At 31.7% G+C, this 21980-nt stretch carries 27 protein-coding genes and 2 tRNA genes; 13 read left to right on the forward strand and 16 right to left on the reverse strand.

Features of this window, described 5'->3' with window-relative positions; translation table 11 throughout:
• The 4 genes from fbp to MVE07_RS02300 are packed head-to-tail and all read left to right on the forward strand — an operon-like array spanning position 1 to position 2323.
• Positions 1–966, forward strand: coding sequence for a class 1 fructose-bisphosphatase (gene fbp, locus MVE07_RS02285; protein ID WP_008288867.1), 966 nt, complete (start codon positions 1–3; stop codon positions 964–966).
• Positions 967–1341 carry a fluoride efflux transporter CrcB gene (gene crcB / locus MVE07_RS02290; RefSeq protein WP_008288866.1) on the forward strand — a complete coding sequence of 125 codons (375 nt, stop codon included), beginning with the start codon at positions 967–969 and terminating at the stop codon, positions 1339–1341. It abuts the gene before it with no gap.
• Positions 1342–1351: 10 nt separating this feature from the next.
• Positions 1352–1690: a DUF190 domain-containing protein gene (locus MVE07_RS02295; protein ID WP_008288865.1), complete on the forward strand. Its 339-nt coding sequence runs from the start codon at positions 1352–1354 to the stop codon at positions 1688–1690.
• Between the two features lie 54 nt (positions 1691–1744).
• On the forward strand, positions 1745–2323 hold the full coding sequence (locus MVE07_RS02300) for a hypothetical protein (RefSeq protein ID WP_297453393.1): 579 nt from the start codon (positions 1745–1747) through the stop codon (positions 2321–2323).
• Here MVE07_RS02300 and MVE07_RS02305 read toward each other — a convergent pair.
• A complete protein-coding gene (locus MVE07_RS02305) occupies positions 2320–2793 on the reverse strand; it encodes a tetratricopeptide repeat protein (protein ID WP_297453395.1) in 474 nt (157 codons plus the stop codon). The genes MVE07_RS02300 and MVE07_RS02305 overlap by 4 nt on opposite strands.
• A 131-nt stretch (positions 2794–2924) precedes the next feature.
• On the opposite strand from MVE07_RS02305, the gene MVE07_RS02310 reads away from it, so the two are divergent.
• A complete protein-coding gene (locus MVE07_RS02310; protein WP_297453397.1) occupies positions 2925–3380 on the forward strand; it encodes an Hsp20/alpha crystallin family protein in 456 nt (151 codons plus the stop codon).
• On the opposite strand, the gene MVE07_RS02315 is transcribed toward MVE07_RS02310, so the two are convergent.
• Positions 3374–4576, reverse strand: coding sequence for a Wzz/FepE/Etk N-terminal domain-containing protein (locus tag MVE07_RS02315; RefSeq protein ID WP_297453399.1), 1203 nt, complete (start codon positions 4574–4576; stop codon positions 3374–3376). The genes MVE07_RS02310 and MVE07_RS02315 overlap by 7 nt on opposite strands.
• Before the next feature lie 96 nt (positions 4577–4672).
• Here MVE07_RS02315 and MVE07_RS02320 point away from each other — a divergent pair, with 96 nt between their 5' ends.
• Together MVE07_RS02320 and trpE are read left to right on the forward strand one after the other, a co-directional pair.
• Positions 4673–4942: a hypothetical protein gene (locus MVE07_RS02320; RefSeq protein ID WP_297453402.1), complete on the forward strand. Its 270-nt coding sequence runs from the start codon at positions 4673–4675 to the stop codon at positions 4940–4942.
• Positions 4943–4973: 31 nt separating this feature from the next.
• The gene (gene trpE, locus MVE07_RS02325; RefSeq protein WP_297453405.1) at positions 4974–6461 is read left to right on the forward strand and encodes an anthranilate synthase component I; all 1488 of its coding nucleotides are present in this window, start codon (positions 4974–4976) and stop codon (positions 6459–6461) included.
• Positions 6462–6465: 4 nt separating this feature from the next.
• On the opposite strand, the gene MVE07_RS02330 is transcribed toward trpE, so the two are convergent.
• The 6 genes from MVE07_RS02330 to MVE07_RS02355 form a co-directional block, all read right to left on the reverse strand.
• The gene (locus MVE07_RS02330; RefSeq protein ID WP_008289013.1) at positions 6466–6624 is read right to left on the reverse strand and encodes a hypothetical protein; all 159 of its coding nucleotides are present in this window, start codon (positions 6622–6624) and stop codon (positions 6466–6468) included.
• Positions 6621–7688 (reverse strand): succinyl-diaminopimelate desuccinylase, encoded by a 1068-nt coding sequence (gene dapE, locus MVE07_RS02335; RefSeq protein ID WP_297453411.1) that lies wholly within the window; start codon positions 7686–7688, stop codon positions 6621–6623. Before dapE ends, MVE07_RS02330 begins: the two co-directional genes overlap by 4 nt.
• Entirely contained in the window at positions 7685–8470 is a 786-nt protein-coding gene (locus MVE07_RS02340) for an IclR family transcriptional regulator (RefSeq protein ID WP_297453414.1), read from the reverse strand. The genes dapE and MVE07_RS02340 overlap by 4 nt, the downstream gene beginning before the upstream one ends.
• 24 nt (positions 8471–8494) lie before the next feature.
• Positions 8495–8573 (reverse strand) — tRNA-Asp (locus MVE07_RS02345).
• Between the two features lie 10 nt (positions 8574–8583).
• Positions 8584–8657 (reverse strand) — tRNA-Val (locus MVE07_RS02350).
• A 38-nt stretch (positions 8658–8695) separates the two neighbouring features.
• The gene (locus MVE07_RS02355; protein ID WP_297453417.1) at positions 8696–9517 is read right to left on the reverse strand and encodes a radical SAM protein; all 822 of its coding nucleotides are present in this window, start codon (positions 9515–9517) and stop codon (positions 8696–8698) included.
• An 87-nt stretch (positions 9518–9604) separates the two neighbouring features.
• Between MVE07_RS02355 and alaS the strand changes: the two genes are divergently transcribed.
• The 4 genes from alaS (at position 9605) to MVE07_RS02375 (ending at position 13962) form a co-directional block, all read left to right on the forward strand.
• Positions 9605–12241 carry an alanine--tRNA ligase gene (alaS, locus tag MVE07_RS02360; RefSeq protein WP_297453420.1) on the forward strand — a complete coding sequence of 879 codons (2637 nt, stop codon included), beginning with the start codon at positions 9605–9607 and terminating at the stop codon, positions 12239–12241.
• A gap of 2 nt (positions 12242–12243) precedes the next feature.
• Positions 12244–13182, forward strand: a complete 939-nt coding sequence (locus MVE07_RS02365; RefSeq protein ID WP_297453423.1) for a hypothetical protein — start codon at positions 12244–12246, stop codon at positions 13180–13182.
• Between the two features lie 86 nt (positions 13183–13268).
• On the forward strand, positions 13269–13742 hold the full coding sequence (locus tag MVE07_RS02370) for a hypothetical protein (protein ID WP_297453426.1): 474 nt from the start codon (positions 13269–13271) through the stop codon (positions 13740–13742).
• Positions 13687–13962: a hypothetical protein gene (locus MVE07_RS02375; protein ID WP_297453429.1), complete on the forward strand. Its 276-nt coding sequence runs from the start codon at positions 13687–13689 to the stop codon at positions 13960–13962. Before MVE07_RS02370 ends, MVE07_RS02375 begins: the two co-directional genes overlap by 56 nt.
• A gap of 183 nt (positions 13963–14145) precedes the next feature.
• Here MVE07_RS02375 and MVE07_RS02380 read toward each other — a convergent pair whose 3' ends face one another.
• The 5 genes from MVE07_RS02380 to MVE07_RS02400 form a co-directional block, all read right to left on the reverse strand.
• The gene (locus MVE07_RS02380; protein ID WP_297453432.1) at positions 14146–14451 is read right to left on the reverse strand and encodes a hypothetical protein; all 306 of its coding nucleotides are present in this window, start codon (positions 14449–14451) and stop codon (positions 14146–14148) included.
• Between the two features lie 123 nt (positions 14452–14574).
• Positions 14575–15252 (reverse strand): hypothetical protein, encoded by a 678-nt coding sequence (locus MVE07_RS02385; protein WP_297453435.1) that lies wholly within the window; start codon positions 15250–15252, stop codon positions 14575–14577.
• Between the two features lie 149 nt (positions 15253–15401).
• Positions 15402–15995, reverse strand: a complete 594-nt coding sequence (locus MVE07_RS02390; protein ID WP_297453437.1) for a hypothetical protein — start codon at positions 15993–15995, stop codon at positions 15402–15404.
• Positions 15967–16542 carry a GTPase domain-containing protein gene (locus MVE07_RS02395; protein ID WP_297453440.1) on the reverse strand — a complete coding sequence of 192 codons (576 nt, stop codon included), beginning with the start codon at positions 16540–16542 and terminating at the stop codon, positions 15967–15969. Before MVE07_RS02395 ends, MVE07_RS02390 begins: the two co-directional genes overlap by 29 nt.
• Before the next feature lie 2 nt (positions 16543–16544).
• The gene (locus MVE07_RS02400) at positions 16545–18164 is read right to left on the reverse strand and encodes a LeoA/HP0731 family dynamin-like GTPase (RefSeq protein ID WP_297453443.1); all 1620 of its coding nucleotides are present in this window, start codon (positions 18162–18164) and stop codon (positions 16545–16547) included.
• Positions 18165–18243: 79 nt separating this feature from the next.
• Between MVE07_RS02400 and MVE07_RS02405 the strand changes: the two genes are divergently transcribed.
• On the forward strand, positions 18244–18861 hold the full coding sequence (locus MVE07_RS02405; protein WP_297453446.1) for a type I restriction endonuclease: 618 nt from the start codon (positions 18244–18246) through the stop codon (positions 18859–18861).
• A gap of 161 nt (positions 18862–19022) precedes the next feature.
• Here the strand turns inward: MVE07_RS02405 and MVE07_RS02410 are convergent, their stop codons facing one another.
• Both MVE07_RS02410 and MVE07_RS02415 read right to left on the reverse strand, forming a co-directional pair.
• Positions 19023–19595: a methyltransferase domain-containing protein gene (locus MVE07_RS02410; protein WP_297453449.1), complete on the reverse strand. Its 573-nt coding sequence runs from the start codon at positions 19593–19595 to the stop codon at positions 19023–19025.
• Between the two features lie 4 nt (positions 19596–19599).
• Positions 19600–20124: an HAD-IIIA family hydrolase gene (locus tag MVE07_RS02415; RefSeq protein WP_297453454.1), complete on the reverse strand. Its 525-nt coding sequence runs from the start codon at positions 20122–20124 to the stop codon at positions 19600–19602.
• A 198-nt stretch (positions 20125–20322) separates the two neighbouring features.
• Here MVE07_RS02415 and MVE07_RS02420 point away from each other — a divergent pair, with 198 nt between their 5' ends.
• Complete coding sequence (locus tag MVE07_RS02420; RefSeq protein WP_297453457.1) at positions 20323–20682, forward strand: hypothetical protein; 360 nt, start codon at positions 20323–20325, stop codon at positions 20680–20682.
• Between the two features lies 1 nt (position 20683).
• Here the strand turns inward: MVE07_RS02420 and MVE07_RS02425 are convergent, their stop codons facing one another.
• Positions 20684–21979, reverse strand: coding sequence for a L,D-transpeptidase (locus MVE07_RS02425; RefSeq protein WP_297453460.1), 1296 nt, complete (start codon positions 21977–21979; stop codon positions 20684–20686).
• Position 21980 lies beyond the last annotated feature (1 nt).

Genomic DNA, 21980 nt, shown 5'->3' on the forward strand with positions numbered 1-21980 from the left:
ATGACACAGATAGGGATTGATTTAAACAGATTTATTTTAGAAGAAGAAAGAAAATTTCCAAAAGCAACCGGTTCATTATCTATGGCACTCATGGCCATAGAAGCTGCAGCTAAAGTTATAGCTTCCCATGTTAGAATGGCAGGACTTGCAGATGTGCTGGGAAAAGCAGGAAAAGTTAATGTTCAGGGTGAAGAAGTCCAGAAACTTGATGAACTTTCCAATGAAATACTGATTAATCATCTATCAGATTGTGGGCAGTTCTATGCACTGGCTTCAGAAGAATTAGATGAACCTATATTTCCTTCAAAAGGAGTTGATGGAAAATATGTCATCTCTTTTGACCCGTTAGATGGTTCTTCAAATATAGACGTTAACGTTAGTATCGGGACAATTTTTTCCATTCATAAAAAAGTGACAGGAACAATTGATGATTTTCTACAAGAAGGTTATAAACAGATTGCAGCAGGATATATTATTTACGGTTCTTCCACAATGTTTGTCCTGACTACAGGAAATGGAGTTAACGGATTTACATTAGATCCTTCTGTTGGTATGTTTTTACTCTCCCATCCTGATATGAAAATTCCAGAAAAAGGAAAAATCTATTCTATAAATGAAGCAAATGCTAAAAAATGGACACAGCCTAAACTTATTGATTATATAGAAACACTAAAAGAAGAAGGCTATACAACAAGATATATAGGTTCAATGGTAGCCGATGTTCACAGAACACTTATAAAGGGTGGAATATTTGGATACCCTGCAGATAAGAAAAACACAAACGGAAAACTCAGACTTCTTTATGAAGCTGCTCCAATGGCATTTTTAATAGAGCAGGCCGGCGGAAAAGCAACAAACGGAGAAATTGATATACTCCAGATAAAACCTACAGATATCCATCAAAGAACCCCTGTTTTCCTTGGAAGTCCAAAAGAAATTAATCAATTAATGGAGTTTATAGGATAAATGCAATATCTGGCTATTATGTTAGGTGGAGCCCTTGGGGCTCTCTTTAGATTTTTTGTTTCGTCCTTTGTTAACAAATATTCCGGACTTGAATTCCCTGCAGGAACTCTGACTGTAAATGTAATCGGCTCATTTATCCTTGTGTTTTTTACAGTTATAACCCTTGAAAAGCTAAGTATAGATCCTTTATGGAGAATGTTTTTTGCAGTAGGATTTTTAGGGGCTTTTACTACCTTTTCAACATTTTCCTATGAAACTATAGCTTTAATGCAGGATGGGGAATATTTTAAAAGTATATTAAATATTTTACTGAATAATGGACTATCTATAGCTGCAGGAATAGGTGGTTTAATTCTGGCAAAAAGTTTGTCCTAAGGAGCTTATTATGAAAATAGAGGGAGAGGCTTATTTACTTAGAATATTTATAGGCGAAAATGACAGAATAGATGGAAAGCTGGCATATAAGAAACTTGTTGAGATTATGAGGGAAAATGATATAGCTGGAGCTACAGTTTTAAGGGGAATACTTGGATATGGTGCTTCCAGCAGAATACATGCAGCAGGATTATTAACCCTCTCCGGAGATTTACCTGTTGTAATAGAAGCTGTAGATAGAGAAGAAAAAATTAAAAAATTAATTCCTGAAATAGAAAAATACATAAAAAATGGTCTCGTAACCCTTGAAAAAGTCCATGTGATTAAATATGTGTATGATAAATCATAAACAAAACCCAAAAATTATTAGATAATCTAAAAAACCAAAATCTTTGAGGAAAAGATGCTTTTCATAGGAATAGAAACAAATCCTGATAAAACTTATACAGTAGCTCAGATGGATAAAAACAGAAATATTCTTTATCTGAGTTCTTTCTGGCGTGAAGGACTTTTATGGTTTTTAGACCATAAAAATATAAATGTTGTGGCAGTCAATCTCCCTTCCTGGTATAAAATAAATCAGCAAAAAAATGCCCTTGATGTAATCAGAACTTTAACCGATATATTTGAATTTCAGGAGGCAGGGGAGGAAACAGAAAAAGAAAAAATTGTTATCAAAACAGATACAGATCTATTTTTTAGTCAACTGGTAAGAAAAGACCTATTGCCTATAACAACCCCAGAAGGTTTAGAACAGAGAATCTACAATCTTCCAAAAGCCGGAATTATAGTTCAACCTGAAATGTTTTCAAAAGAAAGAAAACAGATTCAAAGGGAGCTTGGAGCGATAGCATCAGCATTTGCAGCATATTCTTATTATCACGACACCTATGATACTGTAGAAAGAGAAGAGGATAAACTTTATATTCCTAAATACAGTTTCGTTCCAAAAGAAAAAAGAATAATTTCCCGTTTATATTAATTCTTTTCTTTATACATGGACATAAAGTTTCTACAGGCGAGTTCATCACCTAAACCACATGCTTTTTTAAAAAACTGCTTCGCTTTTTTATAGTCTCTCTTTACACCTATTCCCTGATTATATAGAACCCCAAGATTATTACAGGCAAAACTGTAATCCAAATCACACGCTTTTTTGAAAAACCATATAGCCTTTTTTATATTTTTTCCCACATTATGCCCATAAAAATAGATTATCCCTAAATCATAACAGGCAAGGGGATAACCTAAACTACAAGATTTTTCATAAAAATAAAGAGCTTTTCTAAAATCCTTTCCATCGTAAATTGAGCCTAAATGAAAGCAAACTTTGGCATTTCCTTCATTACAGGACTTTTTTAAATTTTTAATATCTTCCCCAAAGGAAAAACTAAATAGAATAAGAAGCAATCCTATAAATAAACCTGACTTTATTTCAAAAATCTTTTGCATTCCCATTTTTTGACTGTAAGTTTAATACTGCCGGTATTTATTTTATAAAATTCACAAGACTTGACAAATTTGAGTGTAGATATATAATATTTTATGTAAATAAAATTATAAAATTTATGGAGGTGAGGACGATGGACAGAAGAAACTTACCAGCATTCGGATGGAACCCATTCAGAGAATTGACAAGAATAGAACAAGAATTAAATAAAGTATTTAACGAACTTGTTCCAACTCCAAAAAGCGGTGAACTTGTGGAAGTCACAACTTGGGCTCCAAGAGTTGATGTTTATGAAAAAGATAACAAACTAATTATTGAAGCTGAAATCCCAGGTGCTAAAAAAGAAGATGTGGAAGTTAAAATTAAAGATAACGCAGTAGTAATAAAAGGCGAAGTAAAAAAAGAAGCAGAAGAAAAAGACAAAACTTACTATAGAACAGAAAGATTCTACGGTGTATTTGAAAGGGTTATCCCATTACCAGTAGAAGTAAAAGCCGAAGAAGCTAAAGCTTCATTTGAAAACGGCGTCCTGAAAATAGAAATACCTAAAGCTATAGAAGAAAAAGAAGTCAAAATCGAAGTTCAATAATTGGCCTCCTCAAAGCTCCCTTCAGGGAGCTTTCTCCTATCCTTTGCATTTTGAAGCCATTCAAAGAAGAAAGCTAAAAATATTCCCAGAAATAACCCTGAAACTATTGAAACAACCATAATTAGCATTTTCTTTGGTTTTGCCGGTTTATCAGAAATACTTTTGCTTAAAACTTTAAAATTCTCTGTCAAAGGTGGTTTTAAAGAAAGTTCTAACATCTTAATTTGTCTATCTATATTTTTCAGTCGCAAGCGGAAATTTTCTAATTTTTCATCTATGGATTTTATCTGTATTTCATTAATCTGTTTTACTTTCTTTTCAATTGCCGGAATTTGTTCCTGTTCTATGTTTTTAATCTCAAGCTGATAATTTTTAATTTTATTTTGCAGAGAGGTAATCAGATTTTCATATTGGGCTATTTGATTTGAAACTATTAATAAGGAAGAATCTGAAAGATTAGGATTTTTCATTGCTATTGATAAATTTTTAATAGCTTTTTCATAATCATTTATAGAAGATAAATAGCTTTTGATTAGCAAATTAAGGTTTTTTTCTTTTTCCTGTAAAAATGCCATTTTTCTCTTTAAAAGTGGTATTTCTTCTTTTATGAGAAAATCTTTCTGTCTCTCTAATTCTTTTATTTTGTAATCTTGAATTACTTTCTTTTCTTCCTCTAATCGTTCAATTTTGTTTTTTGTATCTAAAATAAATTTCTGTAAAACAGGTTTATATTCAGATTGCAGATATTGAAGTATTTTACTTATTGCTTCTTCTCCTTTTTTATTGGAAAGACTATACACCCTTATTAAAAAAATATCTGTTTTATCCCTTTTAACTGTTTGAATATTAACATCATCCAGATAAAAACCGTTTTCTTTTAAAAATTTTTTTCTATCGGTTCCTTCTTTGTAAAATTTTGCCTTTACCAGACCTATAATCTTTGATATATCATTGGCAGGAACTCCATTTATATAAATATTTTTAATGTTTGCTTCTACTTTATACAAAGGAGTTGATAAAATAATATAGACTAATCCTGTAAAGAATATAAATACCGTAGAAATGATAATTATCTTCCATCTCTTTTTTAGTATTAGAAAAAGCTCATAAAGGTCTATCTCGTCTTCCTGACAATAGACAATTTTATTTGCGTCTGTGTCGTCTGCTTTTATTATTGGGATTTTCTTTTCATACATAATTATTTTTCTATATTTTTTTATAATTAATATATCACATTAAATAATAAATTAATAATTCATACAAAAGAAAAATTTTTGGTCTAAAATTTTTTTATGATAATAATTCATTATTTAGATAATAATCTTATTACTTTTGAACTAAAGTCCTTATCTGCAATCCCTCTGGCATCTAACGTTCTTTCAAAACTAAAGGAAGACCTCTATGTAGATTGGGCTTTTATTTTGGAAGAACTTAATGAAACTGTTGAGGAAGGTATAAAAGGCAAGAAAATCAATGTCCTTGAAATGAGGGATACTTCAAAAGAAAAAATAGTTATCATCTCAGTTGAAGAATACGACCTTGTTGCCATAATCCCATCCTGATAAAATAGTTTTAAAAACCATTGAGGTTGAAATGTCTGTAAATCTTTCCTTTGAAGAATTTAAAAAGCTTGCAACAGAATATAATGTAATTCCTGTTTATAAAGAGATACTTCTTGATTTGGATACTCCTCTATCTGTATTCTTAAAAATTTTCTCTCCTGAAAGATTTAGCTTTTTATTTGAAAGTGTAGAGCAAGGGGAAAACATAGGGAGATACTCTTTTATAGGTTCTTCTTTACCTGTTTACATAAAAACAAAAAAAACATTTGCAGAATTCTATAACAACGGTCAGATAGAATGTAAAAATACAAAAGACCCTATAGATGAGCTTAAAAATCATCTCAAAAAATATAAACCTGCAAAGCTTGAAGACCTTCCACCATTTTGGGGTGGTTTTGTTGGGTATGTTGGATATGATGTGATTTCTTTTTATGAGCCTATTCCGGATATTAAACCGGACACTTTAAAACTACCTGATATCTTCTTTTTCCTTAGCGATGAGGTAATTGCTTTTGATAATGTGAAAAAGACAATAAAAATCATAGTCAGTGCTATATTAGAGCCTGAAGATAATATAGAAGAAAAATACAATGAAACATTAAATAGAATTAATGAGATTGAAAATAGGCTTAACCGAGAGGTAAAGCTAAATAGACTGCCAATAATAAACATAAAAGATGTTGATATTAGCAGATGGAAATCAAACTTTAAAAAAGAGGATTTTCTAAAAGCTGTTGAAAAATGCAAATACTACATCAGAGAAGGGGACATTATACAGGTTGTTATCTCCCAGAGATTTCATAAAAAGCTTGAAACAGACCCTATTAATGTTTATAGAGCAGTAAGGGCGATAAATCCTTCACCATATCTTTTTTATCTGGATTTCAGGGATATTAAGCTGATAGGTTCTTCTCCGGAAATACTGGTTTCTGTAAAAAATGGAAAAATACAGACAAAACCTATAGCAGGAACAAGACCAAGAGGGAAAACATCGGAAGAAGATAAAAAACTTGCAGAAGAGCTTATTTCTGATGAAAAAGAAAGGGCAGAACACCTTATGCTTGTTGATTTGGCAAGAAATGATGTTGGAAAGGTTGCAAAAGCAGGCAGCGTAAAGGTTGATAGATTTATGTATATTGAAAATTATTCCCATGTGATGCATATAGTTTCTGATGTTTCCGGTGAGTTAAAAGAAGGACTTTATCCCCTTGACGTGCTTAAATCGGTATTCCCTGTTGGAACTGTAAGCGGTGCTCCAAAAGTTAGGGCAATGCAGATTATAGAAGAACTGGAACCAGAAAAAAGAGGTCCCTATGCCGGTGCCGTAGGATATATTTCTTTTGATGGTAATCTGGATACTGCTATTGCAATAAGAACAGCAATTGTTAGAAAAGATGATATTTATGTGCAGGCAGGGGCAGGTATTGTGGCAGACTCAATCCCTGAAAATGAATATCAGGAAACAGTAAATAAAGCAAAAGCCCTTATAAAAGCGATTGAAATAGCAGAGAATGTCTGATTATTTATTTTATGAATTCCTTTAATTCTTGAAGATTATTTATTTCAATCATATTTTGTTCTTTTCTTGCTTCTTCAATTACTTTTTGGGTTTTCAAGTTAGGAATTTTACTTTGTTTCTTATCAACAAATTTCCAAATAATATTGCGTATTATTTTTATCATTTTTCTACTCTGATAAAGTCAGACAGTATCTCAAAGTTTTTGTATAGATTTTCAAGGGGAATGTTTTCATTTTTCTGGTGTGCCTGTGCTGCTTCTCCGGGACCAAAGTTAACAGCATCTATTCCATACAGAGATAATCTTGCAACATCTGTCCATGCCTGTTTAGCTTCAACAGGGAGGGAGTATTTTTCTATAAGCTCCGATAAAACAGGATTATACAGGCAAACATTTCCAGATGGGCAAAGGTCTGTAAATTCAACCTCAGCTTCACCATTTACCAGTTTTAAAACATCCTCTTTAGCCTGTTCGATAGTTTTCCCCGGAGCAAAGCGATAGTTAACATTAATAACAAATTTATCCGGAATTATATTTCTTCCTCCTGAAAACTCAACCATTGTGGCATTCATAACTTCTAAAAATTTCATTCCATCAAATTCATACTCATGTATTCCGTAATCTGCAAGTCTTTTTAGGAAATCTGCTGCCTTATGGATTGCATTTTCTCCCTGCCAAGGACGGGCTGAATGTGCCCTTTTTCCTTTGAAAATAATAGAAGCGTGGAGTGTGCCAAGACAGCCAACCTGAACTTTGTTATCTGTAGGCTCTAAAGCTATCGCAAGGTCAGCTTTTTGAATAATATCAAACTCTGATAAAAGCGGTTCAAGACCATTATCAACATAAGGACCTTCTTCTTTTTCATAAAAAACGTATATCAAATTAAATCTTTTCTCTTTATTAGAAAAATAATCCATCAATCCCATCATTACAGCAAGGCCACCTTTCATATCAGAAGCACCAAGTCCATAAAGACGACCATCTATGATTTGACCTGTCAAATCATTTTCGCCGGGAACGGTATCCAGATGACCAACAAGTGCAAGGGTTTTCTTAGATGGGTCTATTTCATCAAAAACCATCAAAGAGTTGTTGTATCTGATTATATTTGATGGGGGATAATATCTTTCTACAAAATTTTGTGTGTAATCGGCTATCTCTTTTTCATTTCCTATAACAGATGGGATTTCAACAAGGTCCTTCAGATATTTAACCAGTTTTTCTTTCATTCCTGTGTATAACCTAACCTTTCTGATAATTCCTGAGATTTTTTGATAAATTCATCTTTGACTTTACCTGTTAATTCCTCGTAAGGAATTCTCCATGATGGAGCAGATAAAGTCATTGCTGCAACTACTCTACCTGTATGGTCTCTAACCGGCACAGAAAGACATCTAACTTCTTCTTCCCATTCCTCATCATCTATTGCATATCCGTTTTCTTTTACCATACGTATATGTTTTAAGAGCTCGTTCTTGTCTGTTATTGTTTTGGAAGTATATGGGACAAGTTTTTCATCCCTGAAAAATTCCTCAAGTTCATCCTCATCCATATCTGCCAGATGAACTTTTCCTGAGGCTGAAGCATAAAGGGGAAGCAATCTTCCAACCCTTGATTTAACAACGACAGGCCTGTTAACCTCATATGCATCAATATAAACTATTTCAAAACCACTCCTAACAGCCAGATAAACATTTTCCTGAAATTTTTCACCTAAATACTGAAGATAAGGTCTTGCTATGTTTCTAAGGTCTACATGGGACAGATAAGAATAACCGACCTCAAAATTTTTTATTCCAAGGGAGTATGTTTTTTTCTTTGGATTATAGTTTACATATCCTCTGTTTATGAGAACTTCAAGGATTTTTTCTATCTGATACAAGGAAGCATCTATATTTTTTTCTATTTCTTCAAGGGATACTTCGGAGTTTTTGGCAATAAAAAAAAGGATATCAAATGCTAAAGCTACGTTGTGGACAATGTAATCTTTTTTTGTTCTTTTTCTATACATTGAATTTCTCGGGAGTTATTTTAATGGCGGAGCCGACGGGATTCGAACCCGCGACCTCCGGCGTGACAGGCCGGCGTTCTGGGCCAGGCTGAACTACGGCTCCGCAAAATAAGTGGGCGGTATAGGATTCGAACCTATGACCCCCTCCTTGTAAGGGAGGTGCTCTGGCCAACTGAGCTAACCGCCCAATCAGGACAAATATAATATAAACTTTTTTTCAAAATGTCAACACTCTTTGGCAGTTTTAAGCCTGTTTACCATAAGTGTGCCGCAGCCACCTATTTTCCTTGTTCTATATTTATTTGATAAAGTAACCCTGATATCCTTGTTTTTCAGGAATAGGAAAGCTTTTTCATACTCTTCATCAGAGGTGGTTTTATATGGAATACCTTCTATCTCATTGTATTTTAGCAGGGATACTCCTATTCTTAACTCTTTTGCAATCTGGGCAAGTTTTTCCAATTCCTCAGGTGAATCATTTACTCCATTAATCAGCAAATATGCTATGTTATACATTTTTCTTTTTCTGTTTGATAGTTTTGATAAATGTTCTTTTAAAACAGGAATTATTTTTTCCAGTGGCTCCCCGTAAGGAATTATCTGTTTTCTTTTCTGGGTATCAACGCTGTGGAAGGATATATTTACCCCATTGTGTGGTAGTTCAAGAAGTTCTTTAAGATGCTTAACAGGAAAGCCGGTTGTATAAAATGAGCATTTGAGCCCTTTTTCTTTGAAATACCAGAATGCCTTTTTGACATTTTCCCAGTTAAGAAGCGGTTCTCCAATACCTGCAAAAGCAATATTTTTTATCTCAAGACCATCTTTGGTCGCCAGTTCGTATTGAAAGATTATTTCATCTGCAGACAGATTTCTGATTAGCCCATTCATACCAGAAGCACAAAAGGAGCATCTAACAGGACAACCAAGCTGTGAGGATACACACAGAGTATCTCCTCTATAATAAACAGCCTCTACGGTAAATTGGTCATCGGTTTGAACTTCCAATAATTTATTAAGCTGGTCTTCTATTACAGTTTCTACCTTCATGGCAGGTATAATATACTCCTTGAAATAAATTCAATCAATATCATTTTGATTTATAATTATCTAAAAAAATAAATCTGGAGGACTTTTTTGAGACCTTTAAGTGCGAATGAAATAAGGGAAAGCTTCTTAAAATATTTTGAGGAAAAAGGGCATACAAGGGTAAAATCTGCCTCAATAATACCTGAAACTGACCCTACCCTTCTTTTTGTAAATGCAGGAATGGTTCCTTTTAAAAATGTTTTTCTGGGTCTTGAAAAAAGACCTTACAAAAGAGCTACATCTTGCCAGAAGGTTTTCAGGGTATCAGGAAAACATAATGACCTTGATAATGTAGGCTATACCCCAAGACACCATACGTTCTTTGAGATGCTTGGAAATTTCTCATTTGGGGATTATTTCAAAAAAGAAGCAATAGAGTTTGCATGGGAATATCTTACAAAAGTCCTCCAGATACCAGAAGAAAGACTGCAGGTCTCGGTTTTTGAAGAAGATGATGATGCCTATGAAATATGGAATAAGGTTATAGGTCTTCCAGAAGAAAAAATACACAGATTAGGAGTAGAAGATAACTTCTGGTCAATGGGAGAAACAGGTCCCTGTGGTCCTTCCTCAGAGATTTATTTTGATAAAGGGGAGGAATACGGAAACCCTCAGCTTGGAGCGCCAGACGATAACAGATACCTTGAGATATGGAACCTTGTTTTTATGCAATATAACAGGGACGAAACAGGAAGATTAACTCCTCTTCCACACCCTAATATTGACACTGGAATGGGGCTTGAAAGAATAGCCTCTGTCCTGCAGGGTGTTTCCTCAAACTACGAAACAGACCTTTTTATGCCAATTATAAGATTTGCAGAAGATATAAGCGGGAAAGAGTATAAACCTGACCAGCCACAATCCCCTGAAACTGTTGCGATGAGAATTATAGCAGACCACCTGAGAGCAATAACATTTCTGATTTCTGATGGAGTTTTTCCTGCAAATGAAGGAAGGGGATATGTTCTCAGGAGAATTCTCAGAAGAGCTCTCAGATATGGAAAAGAACTTGGAATAGAAAGACCTTTCCTATTTGAAGGGATAGATGTTGTCATAGATATATTCAAAGAGCCTTATCCAGAGCTGATAGGAAACAAAGGATTTATAAAAGGTCTTGTGAAAGCAGAAGAGGAAAGATTTATAAAAACCCTCCGCAGAGGAATGGATATTCTTTACGAAATCATAGAAAAGGCCAAAAAAGAAGGCAGACACCACATAACAGGAAAAGAAGTATTTATGCTTTATGACACCTACGGCTTTCCTGTTGACCTGGTTGAAGATATAGCAAGGGATAATAATTTTGGGGTTGATATAGGAGAGTATTACAAGCTCCTTGAAGAACAGAGAGAAAGGGCAAGAGCTTCATGGAAGTCTCAGGCAAAAGAGGTTAAAAAAGTTTACCTTGATGCTAAAAACAGCCTTCCAGAAAACCAATTTGTAGGATATGAAAAACTTGAGGTAGAGGACGCAAAAATACTTGAAATTATAAAAGATGAAAATTTTGTTGATACTCTTCATGAAGGAGAAACAGGAGAAGTCATCCTTGATGTAACACCTTTTTATCCAGAAAAAGGTGGTCAGGTTGGAGATAAAGGAGTTTTAGAAGGAGATGGATTTTTATTTGAGGTGTTAGATACCCAAACCCCTGTTGAAGGGATAATCGTCCATAAGGGAAAAGTCCTATATGGGAACCTGAAAAAAGGTGAAACTGTTCACGCAAAAGTTGATAAAGAAAAAAGACAGGACACAATGAGACACCATACAGCAACACACCTGCTACATGCAGCTCTTAGAAATATTCTTGGTGACCATGTAAAACAGGCAGGTTCTCTTGTTCACCCTGATTATCTAAGATTTGATTTTACACATTTTGAAGCTTTATCAGATGAAGAGATAAAAAGAATTGAAGAATTAGTTAATGAAGAAATTATGAAAAACGAACCTGTTGTATGCAGGGAAATGCCTATAGATGAAGCTCTAAAAGCAGGAGCAATAGCCATTTTTGAAGAAAAGTACGGAGATGTAGTCAGAGTCATATCAGCAGGAATATCAACAGAGCTTTGTGGTGGAACCCATGTATCAAGAACAGGAGATATAGGATATTTCAAAATTATATCTGAAAGTGCAGTAGCTTCAGGAACAAGAAGAATAGAAGCTGTTGCAGGTAGAAAAGCTGTAGAAAAAGCCTTAAAAGAGCATTTCCTAATAAAAGATATAATGAAGTCCCTTACAGCAAAAGAAGACCAGATTATAGACAGAATAGAAAGTCTGAAACTAAAAGTAAAAGAGCTTGAAAGGGAACTTGAAAGCATAAAGAAAAAATCTATCGTTGACAGAATAACAGAGATACTGACGGTTATTGATAAAGGAGAATATAAAGCTGCTTACGGAAAAGTTGAAAATCTTGCACCAAACGAACTGAGAGATTTAGCCGATGTGGCAAGGGCAAAACTTGGCAAATCTGTTGTCTTACTGGCATCTGTAGACAAAGAAAAAGGCAAGGTAAACCTTATAGCCGCAGTTTCAAAAGAACTTACAGATAAAATAAAAGCAGGAGAAATAATAAAACAGGTTGCTCCCATCGTCGGTGGAAAAGGTGGCGGAAGACCTGATATGGCACAAGGTGGCGGAACACAAATAGATAAACTTGATGAGGCCTTTAAAAAGTTTGAAGAAATTGTTTAATTATGTTTTTAAAACCAAAAAGACAGGGAACTGTTATATTTTTCCTTGTCCTTTATACCACTGCTTTCTCACAGGAGAGTTTTATTGATATACTTCACAGAAAAATATCTGCTGTAGTTCATAATACAGCAGGGAAATTAGACAGTTTTTTTGCCGACCCTAAGATTAAAGAAGAAACAAAAGCATATCTAAGGCTTAGAGCAGGATTTGAGTATAACACTTCTCCTGATTTTAAAGATATATTTAAAGCTGATTTTAAAATAAGACTGGCAAAATTAGAAAAAAGTCTTGGTTTGTATATAGAAAGTTATCGGGAAAAACTACCTCATAAAGAAGAGGAGGAACCTGTAAAAATAGAAGAAGAGCAAAAAGGTAATATATCCGTTGGAATTGAGTATAAACCTAAGACAAAGTTCATAAAACATAAATTTTCCGTCGGACTAACAGGTTCTCCCAAAATCTATGCAAAATACCAGATTTACAATAAGCCGATTGTATATAAAAGATGGGAAATTACTGCATATCAAAGGTTCAGGGCAGAAAGGAAGTTAAATGACTACAGATTAGAAGAAAGCACAGAAATTTATATAGACAGGCTAATTAGGAAAAATACTATATGGAGAATATATTTAGAAAGATATAAAGCCTCAAATGTGCCCTATCAGATACTTAATTACTCTACGGCAATAAGAATTTATAATCCATTAAAAAAAATATATAAAAGGCCTACCGCTGTGGAGTTTTCTGGGGGAATAAACCAGCATAGATTAATAAATGGTTTTGTGAATAGCTATACCATTCAAAATAAACTCAGGTTCAACTTCTGGAAAAAATGGGCATTTTTTAATATCTATACAGGTTCTAATTGGGAAAAAGATAGAGGATTTAAAGGAACACCTTTTATAAAGGTATTTTTTGAGTTTTATTTTGGTAAGATGTAAACCGTCTTAATGGCTTTTAAAAAATTGCAAACTAAAACTTGTTGACGAAAAGAAAAAGGTAGTTATCAAAAAACTTGAGGTGGTTTTTGAACCAAAGAAGGTTTAAAGAAATTCAAAAATCTATAGAAGAAAAGTTTGTAAAAAATCTGGAAAAGCTTGATTTATCTTCAAAAGAAAGGTTTTTGGAAACCTTTCCTAATATCTGGAAGAAGAAAAGAAAGTTTGAAGAACATGTTAGGAAGAGAATTGAAATGGGACATATTTCACTTGAAAACTCTGAGTTGTTTTACGCCAAAAAAATTATAGAAGTGTTGGCAACAGCAGAAGATATTTATGTTGAATTTGGAGAAACGGAACACAAAGTTGATTATGTGAAATCAAAAGATTGGATTGTAATTCTCGGGAAAAAAGGAAAGATAGAAACAGCCTATAAGTTAGAAATAAATTTGCAAACTCTTTTGGAAAGCCATAAAATTAAATATGAAATACAAAGAGGACATTTTAATGAAGAATTTAGAAAAGCTATTAAAAGCTTATGGAATAGGGTTAAGTTATTTTAATGAAGATGACCCTGAAGCTGATTTACTTTTTGTTTACCGTTCCGAAATAGAAAAACATAAGCAAATATTAACTCCTTCCCAATTAAATGAACTTTATAAATATGACCTTAAAGCCTTTGAACTTTATGAAAAATATAAAAACTTTAAAACAGAAGCAGTTGACTGGTTAAGAGAAACTGTTAAACTGGCAAAATCTAACCTTTCTCCTCAACTTAAATAAAATCATAAATGAAAATTTGTGATTGTTTATCTCCTCTTTACTTCTATTTATTTTTACCTACGTTGGTAAACAGTTCCCCACATAGGATTTAAGTTATGGTAAAATTTACACAGTCAGTTATTTGGACGGTTTCTTTGGAAGATTCCTACACTCCCACCACTCTTGAAATCTTTCTACAAATTTCTACATTTTATTTTTTAGTTCTTTAGCCATTTTTAAAAGTTCTTTTGCTGTCTTTAACTGCAAATCAGCTTGATCTCTTCCTGTTTTATGACGCATGGATTTTGTTAATCCTCCAACCATACCTTTCAACTTGTTTATTAAAGATTCATCTCCTAATTTTTGAGCCAAATCTAAAAGTTCTCTTGCTGTTTTTAATTGTTCCTCTGCAGGATCACGGTTTAAATTATACCTTGTAGATTTTGTTAAACCTCCTATCATTCCTATTAGTCTTCTTATAAGAAGGTTCAAAAGTTCTTCTTTATCCATCCGTATATCCTCTTTATTAATAAAAACTATATTTATTAAATCTAAAAATTTTATTCTATTCTGCAATCAAAAAAAGCATTCTATCTATCACATTTACACTTTTAAATAAATAAAAAACAAAAATTATTTAAGTTCGTTTTCATATTTTAAAAATATTTCATGGCTTCTTTTAAAGAATTCAGATTTATGTTTTTCTATACTAAGATTATCTTTCAACTCTTGTATAGAATTAAAAATATAGACATTCTCTTTACTTATTCCTATAAGCTCTAATTTGGTCAAAACTTCTTCGCAAGTCTTGCACAAAACTAAAAAATGAGTTCCTTCTTTTAAGGAAACTTGAATATAACCAAATTCTATATTTTTATCCAAATATTTTAGAAAAGTTTCCGATGTTGCGTAGTTTATCATTTTAAGCTCATCTATGATTTTTTGTAAAGAATCTGTAATTTCCTTATTTTTCGATGTGATTTTTTTGAACTCTCTTACAATATTGTAAAAATTATTTTCTATCTTTTTTATTTCTCTATTTATTTTTAAAGAAATTTCCTTTCTAATCTTTGTGGCTATCTTTTTCACTTCATATCGAGCTTTTCTTTTGGCATTTGCTTTTTTTCTATCAGGATTATCAAAAAACCAGTCCCAGATTTTCCTCAAGGCAGATATTACTATTGCAGCTATTCCTACCACCTTTGCAATTGAAAAAGCTGCTATTATCCCTATTACGATAAATATTAAATCTACTATTTCCTTAAATATTTCTTCTAGTTTCCACTCAAGTTCTTTTAAAATATTTTCCATTTTGATATTAATTTCGGAAGTCGCGATAGAAACATCCTTTTCTTTTTTTTGGAAAAATTTGTTTAATACTTTTAGGAGATACCTTATTTTTTCTGCTGTTAAATCAATACGTTTTTTGGTCTTCTGAGAATAGTTTTTAATCTCTCTTTCTATTTTTTTTCTAAACTTGCAGAAAATAGTTTTTGTCTATACGTTATTTCTTCTTCTATTTTTTTTTCATCGTATTCATATTCGATGGCCTCATATAAAAACTCTAATAAATCATTCTCAAATTTAGCTATTTCTATATCCGTTATCTTTTTTATATTTTCTTTCAATATATCCTTTTCTTTCTTCAAGTTTTCTTGAAGAGATTTTATTTCTTCAGTTACTTCTTTTAGCGATTTATCAAGATTTTTCTTTAAAGATAAAATATTCCTTATAACATTCTCCTGGGATTTTAAAATCTTCCTCGTATAATCCCATGGAATTACTACGTTTTTCCTTTGATTCTCTTTTTTGAGTATTTCTTCAAGAATTCTTATATTTGAAATTTCCTCTAAATATTCTCTCGTTGAATAATTTTTTAGAGCACTTTCAAAACTTGACTTTAGATTATCTGGGATACGCTTGGCTCTTGCAAAAAAAGCATATAATGCATGAATTATAAAAATATCTTTAAAAGATTCTCCTAAATACTCTTCTAAATGTTTTCTTGATCTTTCTTCTACTATCTTAATATTGTTTTTTAATAATTTTTCCAAAGCCAAAGGGGGGGAGAATTCCACGAATATTTATCAATCCGTATACATATGTATTTTTATTTAGATATTGACGAATTTTTAATAAAGTATTTTTTTCAGGTTCTTTACTATGAGGAAAGATATAGAAAACAATATGAGCTTTATTTACAGCTTTCCATATTTCATTTTTAACTTTCTTTTCATCTCCTTCAATTCCAGGCATATCTAACAGTCTTATTTTTTTTCCAAAAGAAAAACTTCTTATTTCTCTTGTAAAATCTTTTACACCTGTTCCTATACTTCTTCCGTCTCCTTTTATTAATGCTTCTATTAGAGTGCTTTTTCCAGCATTTGTTTCACCAAAAAATGCTACATTTAAAGTATCCCATTCTAAATGTTGAAATTTTCTTAAATAACTGCTGAGTCTCTCTATTTCTGTAAATATTGCTTTTTTTAAAGTATCAAATTCATCCTTATTTTCTTCTTGTAAAGATAATTCATATAGAGACTTAGATGAAGAGATAAATTGATCAACAAGTTTATCAATATCTTGTTTTAATTTTTCCATCTTTAAACTTCCTTACATTTATTTAAAATAACATTTAATTTTTTCAATTTGTTTAATTGATTATTATAATTTTCATATTGTTCAATCACTAATTTTTCATTCTCTTCATAATCACTAATTACAAACAAAAAGTTTCCTTTCAAAAATTCTGGATTTGTTTGATTTATTAATTCTCCAAATAATTCATTTAAATTTCGGATAAGTTCATCCTTTTTCTTATCAAACATAATTTTACTTGCCACTTTTCCACCAACAATTAAAACTTCAATTAATATTCCTATTCCTTTTAAAGCAGTAGAGATTTTTCCTGCTAATTTGGTTGCTCCCCACGGTTTAAACTTAATTGGAAGTTTAAAGAAATCTCTTGTTTTTAATACCGCTTCAGAAGAAATATTAGCTTTGGATATAAAAGCTCTCAGCATAGGTCCTGCAAATTCTATTTTTTTTACAAGCTCTAAAGAAAGGTTATCTATCTCTTCATAAGTAAAGTATATTTTTTCTAGGGTATTTTGAACCTCTTTTAAATATCTATACAAAGACTCAATTTCTTTTTCATATATTTTTTCAATTTGGGTTTTTAATATTTCTGCAGTTTCTGAAGTGCCTATTTCTTTTTGTATAACTTCTTTTAACTCTTTAGCATCAGCAGTAGCCTGTATATCTGTAATTAAATTTCTTCTTAAATTATCTAATCTTTCCTTAATCCGATTACTAGTCTTAATTAGCTCATTCCTAACTTCATCTAATTCTTGCTGCAATTCTTTTTTTTGCAATTCTACTTCTTCAAGTTTCATTTCTAACTCTTCAATCCATTGTTCAATTTCCGATTTTATTCTTAACACCACATCCTTTATAACAGAATCAACTTTCTTTTGAATCAACTCGTATTTTTTCTTTTCGATAATAGAATTTATTATTTTTTCCAATTCTCTGATATTAGATAGTTTTTCATATTCTTCTTTATTTTCTAACCAATACTTAATCCCCATTTCCCAAGGATCGGCGACTAAACAAACCACTAAATAGTCTTTTCTTTCAATTCCTAATATTTGATTTAAGGTAGATACTACTACATCTTTTTTTATTGAACAGGTTTCAGTAAAATCATCTTTGTTATTTATATCTATTCCCGTTTCATCCAATCTGTTTATAACAAAAATTGTTTGATCCAATTTACCCAAATCTCTTAAGAGCCATTCTATAGTCTGATGTTGACTTTCCCTCAAAGGATTCATAGCATTAGTTACAAAAATAACAAGATCCGTTTCAGATATATATTTTTTAGTTTTTTCATCATGTTCTATATGTTCTGAGAATAACCCTGGCGTATCTATTATTATGTAATCCTCAAACAAATATTCTTCTATCTTATCTGTTGTAGGAGCTGGCGAAATCTTTAAATCTGTCCTGTTTAATAATGCAGACAAAATAGTAGTTTTACCATCAGAAAATCCACCAAAGAAGACAATTCTGAATTTTTCATCTTTTAAATCTTCTATAGTCCGTTCTATTTTTTCTAACAATTCTTCTACATTCACAAATTCACGTGCTTCACCGATAATTTTTTTACATGTTTCAAGTTTTTTAATTGATTTACTCTTAAAATCGGAAAATCTTTTCATTGCTTTTCTCCCTCTATTTATTATGTAATATAATTACAAAAGACAATTTCGGTATAAATTTTACAATATAAAGAATATTATGAATATAAATGAACTCAAAAAAGAACTTGAAGAAAATTTTAAAGAAATATCCTCTAACAATGAAAATGAAGTTATAGACTTCATAATTAGACCAATTTTAGAGTTCTCTCTGAGAGAAAAAGGATTAAAATATAAACCTCATTATGTTAAAAGAAGTAATCAAAGTGGAAACAAGAATTTTAATCCAGATTTTATTTTGATGAAAAATGAAAATTATACTACCATGATTGAAGCAAAGAAACTAAATGAAACTTTTAATATTAATAGCTCTAAAGCGCTACTAAAATTTAAGAAAAACAAGTACACAAACGATGATAATGATGTTTTTGGTCAAATGCATCGTTATTTTCTTTATGCTAAGAAAGAATTAAAAGTAGAAATACCTATTGGAGTTCTAACAAATGGAAAAGATTGGTTATTCATAAAAGGTAAAGATTTTTGTGATTATAACAACCTTAAATATTTATTTAATACATCTAAAAAATTTCCAAGTTTATATCCTAAAAATGGTTGGAAAGAACAAATTGAACAAATATCTATCTATAAAGATGGAAAAGTTGATAAAGATAGGTTATCTGAATTAATTAATAAACTTCTAAGAATTTTTTGTCATTAATATAGCTTTAGTATTTAAGAAACTGTTTGCATAACTGCCGATAGTATAGATAGAGCTGCCTAAAAATGACTATAAACTGTTTGTCTCGTAAATTTAAACGAATAACAAAAACACTATCACGAATAAAACTCTGTCATTATTCTTAGTATATCAACGAATTTTCATAAAAAGCATTTTTTAATTGCAACCAGAGAAGATACAAAAGCTTTTTCGCCGTTCGGTTTTGTGATTTTCTTCTCTTGATAAAAAACTATATAAAGGTCAGAAAAAAGTCTTAAAAGCTCATTAGGTCTAAGAAGATAATCTTTATTTTTAGGCTGCATAACGTCTTTATCTTCAGATAAAGTAAATGTTTCAAAAATCAGAACACCTTCTTTTTTTAATCCTTCTTTTATTTGGGGAACAAGTCTTCTGTTTAAATAATTGATGTTTACAATAAGGTCATAAGTATTTTCTGGAATATTATATGTATCAAGGTCAGCATTTATAGTATTTATCTGTGGAGCTTTTTCTTTTAATTTTTTTAAAGCTACATCAGATATATCAACTGCATCTACATCAAAACCTTTTTGAGCAAGAAAAATAGAATTTCTTCCTAATCCGCAAGCCAAATCAAGGGCTTTTCCTTTATTTTTGGCAAGAGTATAGAACTTTTCCACTATTTCAGATGGATTTTCCCACGGATATTCCTCTTCTTGATATTTTTTGTTCCACTTTTCCTTATCTTTTTCCATATTTTTACCTGTAATAATCTTTTATTACATCTTCATATTTTCCTCGTAATTTTAAAATTAACTCTGCTATTTCCCTTACGGCTCCTTCTCCGCCTTTTTTTCTGGTTATATAAGCAACCAAATCCTTAAGCTCATTTACAGCATCTTTTACACAAACAGGAAAACCGACCCTTTTTAAAACAGGAATATCCACCAAATCATCGCCAATATAAAGAATTTCTTCATCTGCAATATTGTATTTTTCCTTTAAATATCCATATGCTTCAAGCTTGTTTTTTGCATTCTGAATAACTTCTGTTATTCCCAGTTCTAAAGCTCTTTTTTGAACTACAGATGAACTACGGCTGGTTATAATAGCCGTTTTAATACCAGCTTTATGAAGAAGATTTATTCCAAGACCATCTTTTACATTAAATTGCTTTAGTTCATTTCCTTCAGAATCATAAATAATTTTGCCATCTGTCAGAACACCATCAACATCAAAAATACACCACTTTATTTTTAGAGCTCTACCTTTAAGATTTTCCATTTTTTCTCCGAAATAGAAATGAGGTACCTTTTATGGTACCTCAGGTGGCAGGTTCGGTAAAGATTATTAGGAGGGTAGCATTTAAATTATATATTAATATCCGAATATTCGCAAATTAAACCAAATATAAAATTGATTTGACCTTTGTAGAATTAACTATTAAGATAATTCTAAAATACACATTAGGGAGGTTAGATTATGTTTGGAAAAGTATTAAAAGTAGGTGCTGTTTTAGGCATCTCAGCAGCAGTTCTTACAGGTTGTGCATCTAAGTCTTATGTTGACGAGCAAGATGCAAAAATCTTAGAAAAACTTCAAACTCTTGAAGGAAAAGTTAACGGGCTGGAAAAAGGAGATGCAGATATCAAAGCTAAACTTGGAGACCTGGAAGGAAAAGTTAGCTCTATGGAGCAAGAACATGCTTCTATGAAAAGCCAAATTCAAGAAAATTCTTCTGCTATCCAAAACCTCAGCCAAAGAGTTGATGCACTTGAAGGTAAATTAGACAGAATTTCTTCAAACATTGAAAGAGTAATGAGAAAATCTCTTTCTAAATAACTTAATGTAAAAGGGGGATTGCATATCCCCTTTTTTCCTTTCCATAAAATTCTATTAAATGAGACGATACATTAGCCCCTTTTTCCCTTAAAAGTTTTAAAATCTGGCTTTTATCCTTTTCATTTAGGCTAAATATCTCAAGGTAAACATTGTGATTTTTGTAAATCTTATAATCTTTTTCTGTTATAACGACCTTTGTTCCTTTTGGAACTATATCAAACAGCCTTATTATATCGCTATTATACATTCTTATACAGCCGTGGCTTACTTTCATTCCAATACCGAATTTTTTACTTGTCCCATGTAACAAATAATCTGTATGACCGAGCCTCATCGCCCTTACACCAAGGGGATTATTAGGTCCAGGCGGAACTACAGGAGGTAAATCCGGATTTTCCTCTCTAATTGATTTTGGAACAACCCATTCTGGATGTTCTTTTTTCTGAGTTATCTTAAATTCTCCAACAGGGGATTTTTTTTCATCAACACCAATCCCAACAGGAAAAGTTATAACGTAAGCATCTCCATCTATTATTAATGGATAATAAAGTCTTTTTTCAGAAAGGTTTATATAGATAGTTCCAAATTCAAAATCTTGTTCAGGAAGAAGTCTTCTTCTAGGGATAAAAACTGCCATTCTTTTTTGAACATCAAATGGGTCAATATGTGGATTGGCAATCCTTAGCTCATCATATCCAAGATCAAGCTTTTTAGCGATTTCTACAAGAGTTGTATTTTCCTTTGAGATATAAAGTTCATTCCAGCCTATAAGATTATCTTCTTGTAGTTTAAATATATTAACTCCCGGGTCAAATCTTTGATACTCTGGGGTTGTTATATTGAAAATTGGTTTTTCTGTTTTAAGCAGATAGGCTGCTTTTTTCTTTATATAGCTACAGATTTTGTATGCACCTTTATCTATAAAAAAATTATTTGTCACAACAAAAATTCTCATTTTTGTATCTTTAGAAAATTTAGAGTTTATATATCTGTTGAATAGTTTCAGTAATTTTTTTCTCTGGCCTGTTTTTGCATAGGCGACTGATAGCATATAAACAAGGTCTTCTTTTTGAGAAACTGAGTTAATATTTTTTAGAGCTTTAAGGCCATGGTGTATGGCCATTTGATACAATCCATCATTAAAAGACCTCAAGGCAATAACATAGTCCTTATCTAAACTCTCCTGCTCAGCCTGTGTAAGTGCATCATTCAGGAGAGCATCAAAATCCTCTGAAAAAGCTGTCTGTATAAGTAATAAAACTGCTAAAATAAAATACATAACTAAAGATTTTATCATT

The sequence above is a fragment of the Persephonella sp. genome (assembly GCF_027023985.1).
GTDB lineage: Bacteria > Aquificota > Aquificia > Aquificales > Hydrogenothermaceae > Persephonella_A.

What these genes read in the sequence shown, in the direction of transcription:
- MVE07_RS02375 (WP_297453429.1), top strand. Translation starts at nt 13,687, where the DNA reads ATGAAGAATTTAGAAAAGCTATTAAAAGCTTATGGAATAGGGTTAAGT.
- MVE07_RS02300 (WP_297453393.1), top strand. Translation starts at nt 1,745, where the DNA reads ATGCTTTTCATAGGAATAGAAACAAATCCTGATAAAACTTATACAGTA.
- MVE07_RS02425 (WP_297453460.1), bottom strand. Translation starts at nt 21,979, where the DNA reads ATGATAAAATCTTTAGTTATGTATTTTATTTTAGCAGTTTTATTACTT.
- trpE (WP_297453405.1), top strand. Translation starts at nt 4,974, where the DNA reads ATGTCTGTAAATCTTTCCTTTGAAGAATTTAAAAAGCTTGCAACAGAA.
- fbp (WP_008288867.1), top strand. Translation starts at nt 1, where the DNA reads ATGACACAGATAGGGATTGATTTAAACAGATTTATTTTAGAAGAAGAA.
- MVE07_RS02330 (WP_008289013.1), bottom strand. Translation starts at nt 6,624, where the DNA reads ATGATAAAAATAATACGCAATATTATTTGGAAATTTGTTGATAAGAAA.
- crcB (WP_008288866.1), top strand. Translation starts at nt 967, where the DNA reads ATGCAATATCTGGCTATTATGTTAGGTGGAGCCCTTGGGGCTCTCTTT.
- MVE07_RS02380 (WP_297453432.1), bottom strand. Translation starts at nt 14,451, where the DNA reads ATGGATAAAGAAGAACTTTTGAACCTTCTTATAAGAAGACTAATAGGA.
- MVE07_RS02365 (WP_297453423.1), top strand. Translation starts at nt 12,244, where the DNA reads ATGTTTTTAAAACCAAAAAGACAGGGAACTGTTATATTTTTCCTTGTC.
- MVE07_RS02395 (WP_297453440.1), bottom strand. Translation starts at nt 16,542, where the DNA reads ATGGAAAAATTAAAACAAGATATTGATAAACTTGTTGATCAATTTATC.
- MVE07_RS02420 (WP_297453457.1), top strand. Translation starts at nt 20,323, where the DNA reads ATGTTTGGAAAAGTATTAAAAGTAGGTGCTGTTTTAGGCATCTCAGCA.
- MVE07_RS02410 (WP_297453449.1), bottom strand. Translation starts at nt 19,595, where the DNA reads ATGGAAAAAGATAAGGAAAAGTGGAACAAAAAATATCAAGAAGAGGAA.
- MVE07_RS02340 (WP_297453414.1), bottom strand. Translation starts at nt 8,470, where the DNA reads ATGTATAGAAAAAGAACAAAAAAAGATTACATTGTCCACAACGTAGCT.
- MVE07_RS02320 (WP_297453402.1), top strand. Translation starts at nt 4,673, where the DNA reads ATGATAATAATTCATTATTTAGATAATAATCTTATTACTTTTGAACTA.
- MVE07_RS02355 (WP_297453417.1), bottom strand. Translation starts at nt 9,517, where the DNA reads ATGAAGGTAGAAACTGTAATAGAAGACCAGCTTAATAAATTATTGGAA.
- MVE07_RS02415 (WP_297453454.1), bottom strand. Translation starts at nt 20,124, where the DNA reads ATGGAAAATCTTAAAGGTAGAGCTCTAAAAATAAAGTGGTGTATTTTT.
- MVE07_RS02405 (WP_297453446.1), top strand. Translation starts at nt 18,244, where the DNA reads ATGAATATAAATGAACTCAAAAAAGAACTTGAAGAAAATTTTAAAGAA.
- MVE07_RS02315 (WP_297453399.1), bottom strand. Translation starts at nt 4,576, where the DNA reads ATGTATGAAAAGAAAATCCCAATAATAAAAGCAGACGACACAGACGCA.
- MVE07_RS02400 (WP_297453443.1), bottom strand. Translation starts at nt 18,164, where the DNA reads ATGAAAAGATTTTCCGATTTTAAGAGTAAATCAATTAAAAAACTTGAA.
- MVE07_RS02310 (WP_297453397.1), top strand. Translation starts at nt 2,925, where the DNA reads ATGGACAGAAGAAACTTACCAGCATTCGGATGGAACCCATTCAGAGAA.
- MVE07_RS02295 (WP_008288865.1), top strand. Translation starts at nt 1,352, where the DNA reads ATGAAAATAGAGGGAGAGGCTTATTTACTTAGAATATTTATAGGCGAA.
- MVE07_RS02305 (WP_297453395.1), bottom strand. Translation starts at nt 2,793, where the DNA reads ATGCAAAAGATTTTTGAAATAAAGTCAGGTTTATTTATAGGATTGCTT.
- dapE (WP_297453411.1), bottom strand. Translation starts at nt 7,688, where the DNA reads ATGAAAGAAAAACTGGTTAAATATCTGAAGGACCTTGTTGAAATCCCA.
- MVE07_RS02385 (WP_297453435.1), bottom strand. Translation starts at nt 15,252, where the DNA reads ATGGAAAATATTTTAAAAGAACTTGAGTGGAAACTAGAAGAAATATTT.